Raw genomic sequence first — 255 nt, 5'->3', positions numbered from 1 at the left:
CGGAATGGTCATCAAGCGAGAGGCGACTTCGTCCTGTCTCGCGCGCACCCGTAGTCCCTTCTCCAGCTCTGCTATCTGCTCCGACAGGGATTTCACATGCGTCAAGAGATTCTGGCAAAGGCTGCGGACTAGATCGGGCAGGTCCGGATATGTTGCAAGGAGCTCATCCAATCGGGGGATATGTCTCACGCCCTGAGCCACGATCAAACCGAATTCCGCAAGATGTCCGCGCAAAGCATTGATCGCCTGTGTGCG

Annotated in this window: 1 pseudogene; it reads right to left on the bottom strand. The window is 56.9% G+C overall.

Annotation, left to right across the window (positions count from 1 at the left end):
• Window positions 1-255 (bottom strand): annotated as a pseudogene (locus FNJ47_RS50775) (IS110 family transposase); the annotation flags it as partial.

Origin of the sequence: Bradyrhizobium uaiense, assembly GCF_010811875.1 — a bacterium.
Classification (GTDB): Bacteria; Pseudomonadota; Alphaproteobacteria; order Rhizobiales; family Xanthobacteraceae; genus Bradyrhizobium; species Bradyrhizobium uaiense.
This window is presented reverse-complemented; position numbering and strand designations above follow the sequence as displayed.